The organism is Citrobacter sp. wls718 (assembly GCF_005280945.1).
GTDB lineage: Bacteria > Pseudomonadota > Gammaproteobacteria > Enterobacterales > Enterobacteriaceae > Citrobacter > Citrobacter gillenii.
In genome coordinates this window covers 75,467-85,205 of the sequence record NZ_SZWV01000079.1, presented here as the reverse complement: position 1 = coordinate 85,205, position 9,739 = coordinate 75,467, and the positions used below count along the sequence as shown (strand labels likewise).

Below are 9,739 nucleotides of genomic sequence, written 5' to 3'. Positions count from 1 at the left end.
CCGCCACTTTCGTGGCGGCGGTAGTACGATGCATGGCGTCAAGCAAACGCCGTTTGGTATCGGCGCCAATAGACTGCGGTTTACCGTGGGCATTAATGTAATTGGGGCTGATCCCCGCCGCCAGCGCGGCATTATCCAGACGTTTGCCTTCCATCGCGGTTCCTTATTAGCGTTTTGCCTGCCAGATACGAGCCTGATAATCGCGGATGGAGCGATCCGAGCTGAACATGCCACAGCGTGCGGTATTCAGGATCGCCGCCCGGGTCCAGGCCTCCTGGTCACGGTACAACACATCAACCTGCTTCTGGGCTTCAACGTAGGCGGCGAAGTCGGCCATCACCAGATACGGGTCACCGCCCTGCTTACCGATGCTGTGCAACATCTGATCAAAGGCGTGTTTATCACCGTTGCTGTATTTGCCGCTTTCCAGCTCTTTCAGTACCGCATCCAGCACTTTGTCTTTCTTGCGCCATTTCACCGGGTCATAGCCTTTCGCCTTCAGCGCCTTCACATCTTCCACGGTGTGGCCAAAGATAAAGATGTTTTCATCACCCACTTTCTCGGCGATTTCGACGTTAGCCCCGTCCAGCGTGCCCACCGTTAACGCTCCGTTCAGCGCCAGCTTCATGTTGCCGGTACCAGACGCTTCTTTGCCCGCCGTCGAGATCTGCTCAGAGATATCCGCCGCCGGGATCAGCATTTCCGCCGCTGAGACACAGTAATCCGGCAGGAATACCACCTTCAACTTGTCGCCGACGTGCGGATCGTTATTAATGGTTTCCGCCACTTTGTTGATAGCAAAGATGATGTTCTTCGCCAGGTAGTAACCCGGTGCCGCTTTCGCGCCAAACAGGAATACGCGCGGGACGCGATCTGCCTGCGGGTTCTCTCGAATTTCTTTGTACAACGCCAGAATATGCAGCAGATTCAGGTGCTGGCGTTTGTACTCATGCAGACGTTTGATCTGAATATCAAAGATGGCGTCGGTGGTTATCTCAATACCGGTACGCGCTTTAATAAACGCCACCAGGCGCTGTTTGTTCGCCAGCTTGATGTCGCGATACTGCTGACGGAACTTAGCGTCGTCGGCGTATTTTTCCAGGTTGATCAACTGGTCAAGATCGTTGGCCCACTCTTTCTTCAGCGATTTATCCAACAACGCAGCAAGTGCCGGGTTGCACTGTTTAATCCAGCGGCGCGGCGTAATACCGTTAGTCACGTTATGGAATTTGTTCGGCCACAGCTGGTGATATTCCGGGAACAAGTCTTTCACGACCAGATCAGAGTGCAGCGCCGCTACGCCGTTAACAGCAAAGCCGCTAACCACGCACAGGTTCGCCATGCGTACCTGCTTGTTGTGCACGACTGCCAGCTTCGCCCATACCGCATCGTCGCCAGGCCAGGTTTTATCCACCAACGTCTTAAAGCGGTCGTTAATCTCTTTGATGATTTGCATATGGCGCGGCAGCAGCGCTTTTATCAGTTTCTCATCCCAGCACTCCAGCGCTTCCGGCATCAGCGTATGGTTGGTATACGCGAACGTTTTGCTGGTAATCGCCCACGCGTCGTCCCAGCTCATCTGATGCTCGTCAATCAGCACGCGCAGCAGCTCAGGAATGGCGATGGTCGGGTGGGTGTCGTTCAGCTGAATGACTTCGAAATCAGCCAGTTGATGCAGCTTACGCCCTGCCAGGTGATGGCGGCGCAGAATATCGGCTACCGAACAAGCACACTGGAAGTACTGCTGCATCAGGCGCAGCTTCTTGCCCGCCGTGTGGTTATCGTTCGGGTAGAGCACTTTAGTCAGTTTTTCAGCGTCGATACCTTGCTGCTCTGCACGCAGGAAATCGCCGTCGTTGAATTTGGTCAGGTTAAACGGATGCGCGTGGCTGGCCTGCCACAGACGCAGCGGTTGCGCCACGCCGTTACGATAACCGAGCACCGGCAGATCCCAGGCCTGGCCGGTGATGATAAACCCGGGCGTCCAGTGACCTTCTTTGCTAACTTTGCCGCCAATACCGACCTGCACATCCAGCGCCTCGTTATGACGGAACCACGGATAGCTTCCGCGATGCCAGTCGTCCGGCGCTTCCATCTGTTGGCCATCAGCAAACGACTGACGGAACAGGCCGTACTGGTAATTCAGGCCGTAGCCCGTCGCGGATTGCCCCACCGTTGCCATTGAGTCGAGGAAGCAGGCCGCCAGGCGTCCCAGCCCACCGTTACCCAGCGCCGGGTCGGTTTCTTCTTCCAGCAGGTCGGTCAGATTGATGTCGTGCGCTTTCAGCTCATCGCTCACTCCCTGATACCAGCCCAGGTTTAGCAGGTTGTTGCCCGTCAGGCGACCGATCAAAAACTCCATCGAAATGTAGTTAACATGGCGCTGGTTTTTAGCGGGTTTCACCGCAGGCTGGGCGCTGAGCAATTCAGCCAACGCCCCACTCACGGCCTGCCACCACTGACGTGACGTCATTTCGTGAGCCGACAGTAAACCAAAGCGCTGCCACTGACGAGTCAGGGCCGCCTGAAAGAGATCTTTGTTGAAGGTTGGCTGTGACATAGAGGTTCCAGATCCTTTAGGTAATAAACAACGTTATCGCTAGTTTGCCAGGCTCAATGTTGACCTTCCTCATCCTGGTGAGGATTAGGGAGGGAGGAGGTGCGGGGATGAGCATAAAAATGTGATCGCCGCCACTTAAAGGAGAGGGTATTGCTCGTCGTTACGCAGAATACCCACATAAAATACCTGCCAATGCGACAGGTTTTTCGCATTAACCAAACGGGACTCAGCAGACAATATCAAATAGCGGGATACGGTTGAGAAAAAATATGTAAACAGAGAAACAGTTTCTAACCTGAAATACATATAGTGATTAAGATATTTCACACGAAAGTTTTAAGTCGATCGCGAATACCCATGACAACACTCCGGACAATACACGAGTCATAAAAAACGAGTGGGTATTTTCGCGACCATCAGAATAACGCCAAACCCAATCGCCACGGCCTTTGTGGCCCCTAAGAGCAATTATTGCAATAGATGTATAGAATTGTGACATAGTGCAAATTCAGACACACAAAAAACCCGCTTAGCTTGCATAAAATGACTTTCTGGCCGACCTTATAGCTATTAATTACGAAGCGCAAAAAAAATCATTTTCCCCATTTTCACACAGTGAAGTGACTAACATATGTTGATTCCGTCTAAATTAAGTCGTCCGGTTCGTCTCGACCATACGGTGGTTCGTGAGCGCCTGTTGGCTAAACTTTCCGGCGCGAACAATTTCAGGCTCGCCCTGGTAACAAGTCCTGCTGGTTATGGAAAAACGACGCTGGTTTCACAGTGGGCGGCGGGGAAAAATGAACTGGGCTGGTTCTCACTGGATGAGGGTGATAACCAGCAGGAACGCTTTGCCAGCTATTTGATTGCCGCTATTCAACAGGCGACCGGTGGACACTGTACGACCAGTGAAGCCATGGTACAAAAACGCCAGTACGCCAGCCTGACCTCACTGTTTGCTCAGCTCTTCATTGAACTGGCAGAATGGCATCGTCCGCTGTACCTGGTGGTGGATGATTATCACTTAATCTCTAATCCGGCCATCCACGAAGCCATGCGTTTTTTCCTGCGCCACCAACCTGAGAATCTCACGCTGGTGGTGCTGTCACGTAACTTACCGCAGCTGGGTATTGCCAACCTGCGGGTGCGCGATCAGCTATTGGAAATCGGCAGCCAACAGCTGGCCTTCAACCATCAGGAAGCGAAACAGTTCTTCGATCGACGTTTATCCTCCCCCATTGAAGCGGCGGAAAGCAGCCGCATGTGCGATGACGTCGCCGGGTGGGCTACCGCATTACAGTTGATCGCCCTTTCCGCACGCCAGAACAATCATTCCGCGCACCAGTCGGCACGACGCCTGGCCGGGATCAATGCCAGCCATTTATCAGATTATCTGGTCGATGAAGTGCTGGACAGCGTGGATCTCAGTACCCGCCACTTCCTGTTGAAAAGCGCCATATTACGCTCCATGAACGATGCGCTGATTGTCCGGGTGACCGGGGAAGAGAACGGCCAAATGCGACTGGAAGAGATTGAGCGTCAGGGACTATTCCTGCAGCGGATGGACGACATCGGCGAATGGTTTAGCTATCACCCGCTGTTTGGTAACTTCTTACGCCAGCGCTGTCAGTGGGAACTGGCGGCCGAACTCCCCGAGATCCATCGCGCCGCTGCAGAAAGCTGGATGGAGCAAGGTTTCCCCAGCGAAGCCATTCACCATGCGCTGGCGGCAGGCGACGCCCATATGCTGCGCGATATCCTGCTCAATCATGCGTGGGGGTTGTTTAACCACAGCGAGCTGGCGCTGCTGGAAGAGTCATTAAAAGCGCTGCCGTGGGAAAGCCTGCTGGAAAATCCACGTCTGGTGCTGCTACAGGCCTGGCTGATGCAGAGCCAGCACCGCTACAGTGAAGTGAACACCCTACTGGCGCGCGCTGAGCAGGAAATGAAAGGTGATATGGAGCCAACGCTGCATGCCGAATTTAATGCACTGCGTGCTCAGGTAGCGATTAACGACGGTAATCCTGACGAAGCTGAGCGTCTGGCAAAACTGGCGCTGGATGAGTTACCGATCGCCTGGTTCTACAGCCGTATCGTCGCCACCTCGGTGCACGGCGAAGTCCTGCACTGTAAGGGCGACCTGACGCGCTCGCTGTCATTAATGCAGCAAACGGAGCAAATGGCGCGTCATCATGACGTCTGGCATTACGCGTTGTGGAGTTTGATCCAACAAAGCGAAATTTTATTTGCCCAGGGCTTTTTGCAAGCCGCCTGGGAAACCCAGGAAAAAGCCTTCCAGTTGGTGAAAGAGCAACATCTGGAACAGCTGCCTATGCATGAATTCCTGGTACGCATCCGCGCGCAGCTCCTGTGGGCCTGGGCGCGGCTGGACGAATCCGAAGCGTCTGCCCGCAGCGGCATTGAACTGCTTTCCACCTTTCAGCCGCAGCAGCAGCTACAGTGTCTGGCACTGCTGGTACAGTGTTCGCTGGCGCGAGGCGATCTGGACAATGCCCGCAGCTTGCTCAACCGTCTGGAAAACCTGCTGGGCAACGGACATTATCACAGCGACTGGATCTCCAATGCCGATAAGGTCCGCGTGATTTACTGGCAAATGGTCGGTGACAAAAATTCGGCCGCCAACTGGCTGCGTCATACGCCGAAACCGGAGTTTGCCAACAACCACTTCCTGCAAGGTCAGTGGCGTAACATTGCCCGCGCGCAGATCCTGCTCGGTGAATTTGAACCGGCAGAAATTGTGCTGGAAGAACTCAATGAAAATGCGCGCAACCTGCGCCTGATGAGCGATCTCAACCGCAACCTGTTGTTGCTGAATCAGCTGTACTGGCAGGCTGGACGCAAAAATGATGCACAGCGCGTGTTACTTGATGCACTGCAGCTGGCGAATCGTACCGGGTTTATCAGCCATTTTGTGATTGAAGGCGAAGCGATGGCGCAGCAGTTACGCCAGCTAATCCAGCTTAATACGTTACCGGAACTCGATCAGCATCGCGCCCAGCGCATTCTGCGTGAAATTAACCAACATCACCGCCACAAATTCGCCCACTTTGATGAAGGGTTCGTGGAGCGTCTGCTGACCCATCCCGAAGTCCCGGAGCTTATCCGCACCAGTCCGCTGACCCAGCGCGAATGGCAGGTGTTAGGACTGATTTATTCCGGCTACAGCAACGAGCAAATCGCCGGTGAGCTGGCCGTTGCCGCGACGACCATCAAAACGCACATCCGCAATTTGTACCAAAAACTCGGCGTGGCTCACCGCCAGGACGCGGTACAGCATGCGCAAAAACTGTTGAAGATGATGGGGTACGGGGTGTAATTAGCCCGGAGGCGTTAACGCTTACCGGGCCTGTCGCTGGCTTAGCACAACTCCAGCTGAATATGGTGGTCGGCAATCACCTGCATCACGCCCGCAGGCGGCAGAGTGTCGGTATACACGGCGTCCACCATGCTGATGCTGCCCATATTCACCATTGCATTTCGACCAAACTTCGAATGATCCACCACCAGCATTACATGCCGTGAATTCTCAATAATGGCGCGTTTGGTGCGGACTTCGTGGTAATCAAATTCCAGCAATGAACCATCGCTGTCGATACCGCTGATCCCCAAAATACCGAAATCCAGACGAAATTGTGAAATAAAGTCGAGGGTGGCTTCGCCCATAATGCCGCCATCGCGGCTACGCAGTTCGCCCCCGGCCAGAATAATGCGGAAATCTTCTTTCACCATCAGCGTATTGGCCACGTTGAGGTTGTTGGTCACAATACGCAAGTTGCTATGGTTCAGCAGCGCGTGAGCGACGGCTTCCGGCGTGGTACCAATGTCAATAAACAACGTGGAGCCGTTCGGGATCTGCGTGGCGACCTTACGGGCAATGCGCTCTTTTTCTGCCGTCTGCGTGGCCTTACGATCATGCCAGGGGGTATTCACCGAGCTGGAGGGCAACGCCGCGCCGCCGTGGTGGCGCAAAATCATGTTCTGATCGGCCAGGTCGTTAAGGTCCCGGCGAATCGTTTGTGGGCTGACGGAGAAATGCTCCACCAACTCCTCAGTGCTGACGTATCCCTGTTTTTTTACCAGTTCAATGATCGCGTCATGTCGTTGTGTTTGTTTCATTATTGTTCCCTGGAATTTTGCCGGATGGCGCTAACGCTTATCCGGCCTACAGTTTGCTATCACAACACTCTCATTCAAGTTCGTTTTCGCACATTGAGCGTGTCTGCCAATGCCATAGCCAGACCAACGGCCAGGCCAGCCATATGTGCGCCGTTCGCCATCGACATACCAAACAGATCGAACCAACCGGCAATAATCCAAATCAAGGCAAAGAGAATCAAACCACGCTGCAGGAAAATACCGCTTTGCGGATCGCGTTCGCCGCGTAGCCACACATAGCCCATCAACGCATACACCACGCCAGACAACCCACCAAACCACGGGCCGCTGAATTTCTGCTGCACATAGCCGCTCAGCAGGGCGCTGATAACGGTAATAACGATCAGTTTTCCGCTGCCCAACCGCTTTTCTACCGCCCCGCCGAGATACCACCACCACAGCAGGTTGAAGAGGATGTGCATCAGCGAGAAGTGCATAAAAGCGTGGGTGAAATAACGCCAGAATTCAAATTTCAGCGAGGGATCGAACGGCCACGCTAACCACAGCATCACCGTTTGATCGCCCACCACATTCATGGCGATAAACACCAGCACACACGCGGCCATCACCACCCAGGTGACCGGTCCGGCGCGTTCGCGCAGCGTGGCAAGAAACGGAAAACGTTGATAGTGCAGGCCACTGTCGGTTTGGCCGGACTGCCAGCTGGCCGCCAGGTAACGCGGGTCGCCTGGGTTTTCCAGAAAACGCGCCAGCTCAGCACGCACGCGTTCAGCCTGGGACTCATCCGCCAGCCAGACATCCGTTTGACTATGTTGCTGAATCGTCAGGATAACGCCCTGTGTCGCCATATAATCAACAAAGGCCTGCGCCACGCGGGGGTTAGCAAAAGAGGTAATCATCAACATCGTTGCTGTCGCTTCATCCACACAAAAGAGGACAGTATATCGACACTACCCGTTTCAGGCTGCATCTTTGTTATATCCGCCATACTTCACTGTAGCGTCGGGCTTACGCACCAAACGTCACTTCCGCAGGAAAATGTCGATGCCAGGCATCGAATCCACCGTCGATGCTGTACACCGCATCGTACCCCTGCTGAAGCAGATATTGTGCCGCACCTTTACTGCTGTTGCCGTGGTAACACATCACCAGCACAACGGTATCAAAATCATGGTCACGCATAAAGGAACCCAGCGTGTCGTTAGTCAGGTGAAACGCCTGTGGCGCATGGCCCATGGCATAGCTTTGCGGATCGCGGATATCCACCAGCACCGCCGTTCCGTGCAGCAGCTTCTGATGGGCTTCTTCGACATTGATACATTCAAACTGATCCATGATGTTCTCTTATTATTTCTGTGCAGGTAACCAATATTACCTGGCAGTGTACGTCGCCTGCACAGGTAAACGCCATAATGTTATATGTATCACTGTAAATTGTTTATCCGATGTTACCAATGGCGCGATTCTTTGCTATTATGCTCGATAACGAACATTAATGAGCTATAACGAAAGTGCGAGAGGCCAGCATGGAAACCAAAGATCTGATTGTGATAGGTGGAGGCATCAACGGTGCCGGTATCGCGGCAGATGCCGCTGGACGCGGTTTATCCGTGCTGATGCTGGAAGCGCAGGATTTAGCCTGTGCAACCTCCTCCGCCAGCTCCAAACTCATCCACGGTGGTCTGCGCTACCTGGAACACTACGAATTCCGTCTGGTTAGCGAAGCGCTGGCTGAACGTGAAGTCCTGTTGAAGATGGCACCGCATATCGCCTTCCCGATGCGCTTTCGTCTGCCCCATCGCCCACACCTGCGTCCGGCCTGGATGATCCGTATTGGTCTGTTTATGTACGATCATCTGGGCAAACGCACCAGTTTACCGAGTTCCACTGGTTTGCGTTTTGGCGCAGATTCTGTGATGAAACCCGAGATTGTGCGCGGTTTCGAATATTCTGACTGTTGGGTAGACGATGCGCGACTGGTTTTGGCAAATGCCCAAATGGTTGTGCGTAAAGGCGGGGAAGTATTAACCCGTACTCGCGCCACCTCCGCTCGTCGTGAAAACGGTCTGTGGATTGTCGAAGCGGAAGATATCGATACCGGCAAGAAACACACCTGGCAGGCTCGCGGCCTGGTTAACGCCACCGGTCCGTGGGTGAAAGAGTTCTTCGACGACGGTATGCACCTGCCTTCACCTTACGGTATCCGCCTGATTAAAGGCAGCCACATTGTGGTGCCGCGCGTACACACCCAGAAACAGGCTTACATCCTGCAAAACGAAGATAAACGTATTGTGTTTGTCATTCCGTGGATGGATGAGTTCTCAATTATCGGCACCACCGACGTCGAATACAAAGGCGATCCTAAAGCAGTGAAAATTGACGACAGCGAAATCAATTATCTGCTGCAGGTCTACAACGCACACTTTAAGAAACAGCTGGGCCGCGAGGATATCGTCTGGACCTACTCGGGCGTACGCCCGCTGTGCGATGACGAGTCCGACTCGCCGCAGGCTATTACCCGCGATTATACGCTGGATATCCACGACGAAAACGGCAAAGCGCCGCTGCTGTCAGTCTTCGGCGGCAAGTTAACCACCTACCGTAAGCTGGCCGAGCACGCGATGGAAAAACTGTCGTCGTACTATCAGGGCATCGGTCCGGCATGGACCAAAGAGTGCATCCTGCCTGGCGGTGACATCGGCGGCGATCGCGAAGATTACGCGGCAAAACTGCGCCGTCGCTATCCGTTCCTGACCGAATCACTGGCGCGCCACTATTCGCGCACCTACGGCAGCAACACCGAGTGGATCATCGGCGAAGCAACCTCGCTTGCTGAGTTAGGCGAAGACTTCGGGCACGAGTTCTATGAGGCAGAGCTGAAGTATCTGGTCGATCACGAATGGGTACGCCGCGCCGACGATGCGCTGTGGCGCCGCACGAAAGAAGGCATGTGGCTGAACGCTGAGCAGCAGGCACGCATGACCCAGTGGCTGGCGGAGTATGTTGAAAAACACCAGCTGTCGCTGGCGTCCTGATAAAAAT

General features: G+C 54.0%; 7 protein-coding genes. 2 read left to right on the top strand and 5 right to left on the bottom strand.

The genetic code is table 11. The features are described from left to right. Positions 1-154, bottom strand: a 154-nt coding sequence (locus FDW95_RS23950; protein ID WP_249359171.1) for a hypothetical protein, incomplete at its 3' end; no start/stop codon positions are given. 12 nt (positions 155-166) lie between these two features. After that, positions 167-2,560 (bottom strand): maltodextrin phosphorylase, encoded by a 2,394-nt coding sequence (malP, locus tag FDW95_RS15945; protein ID WP_115257292.1) that lies wholly within the window; start codon positions 2,558-2,560, stop codon positions 167-169. Positions 2,561-3,191: 631 nt separating this feature from the next. Here malP and malT point away from each other — a divergent pair. Then, on the top strand, positions 3,192-5,897 hold the full coding sequence (gene malT / locus FDW95_RS15940) for an HTH-type transcriptional regulator MalT (protein ID WP_115257291.1): 2,706 nt from the start codon (positions 3,192-3,194) through the stop codon (positions 5,895-5,897). Between the two features lie 41 nt (positions 5,898-5,938). On the opposite strand, the gene FDW95_RS15935 is transcribed toward malT, so the two are convergent. The 3 genes from FDW95_RS15935 to glpE form a co-directional block, all read right to left on the bottom strand. Then, positions 5,939-6,697 carry a DeoR/GlpR family transcriptional regulator gene (locus FDW95_RS15935; RefSeq protein WP_096759257.1) on the bottom strand — a complete coding sequence of 253 codons (759 nt, stop codon included), beginning with the start codon at positions 6,695-6,697 and terminating at the stop codon, positions 5,939-5,941. Between the two features lie 74 nt (positions 6,698-6,771). Next, on the bottom strand, positions 6,772-7,602 hold the full coding sequence (gene glpG, locus FDW95_RS15930) for a rhomboid family intramembrane serine protease GlpG (protein WP_115257290.1): 831 nt from the start codon (positions 7,600-7,602) through the stop codon (positions 6,772-6,774). Positions 7,603-7,705: 103 nt separating this feature from the next. Then, positions 7,706-8,032: a thiosulfate sulfurtransferase GlpE gene (gene glpE / locus FDW95_RS15925; RefSeq protein ID WP_096759255.1), complete on the bottom strand. Its 327-nt coding sequence runs from the start codon at positions 8,030-8,032 to the stop codon at positions 7,706-7,708. A 191-nt stretch (positions 8,033-8,223) separates the two neighbouring features. Here glpE and glpD point away from each other — a divergent pair, with 191 nt between their 5' ends. Beyond that, entirely contained in the window at positions 8,224-9,732 is a 1,509-nt protein-coding gene (gene glpD, locus FDW95_RS15920) for a glycerol-3-phosphate dehydrogenase (protein ID WP_096759254.1), read from the top strand. Positions 9,733-9,739 lie beyond the last annotated feature (7 nt).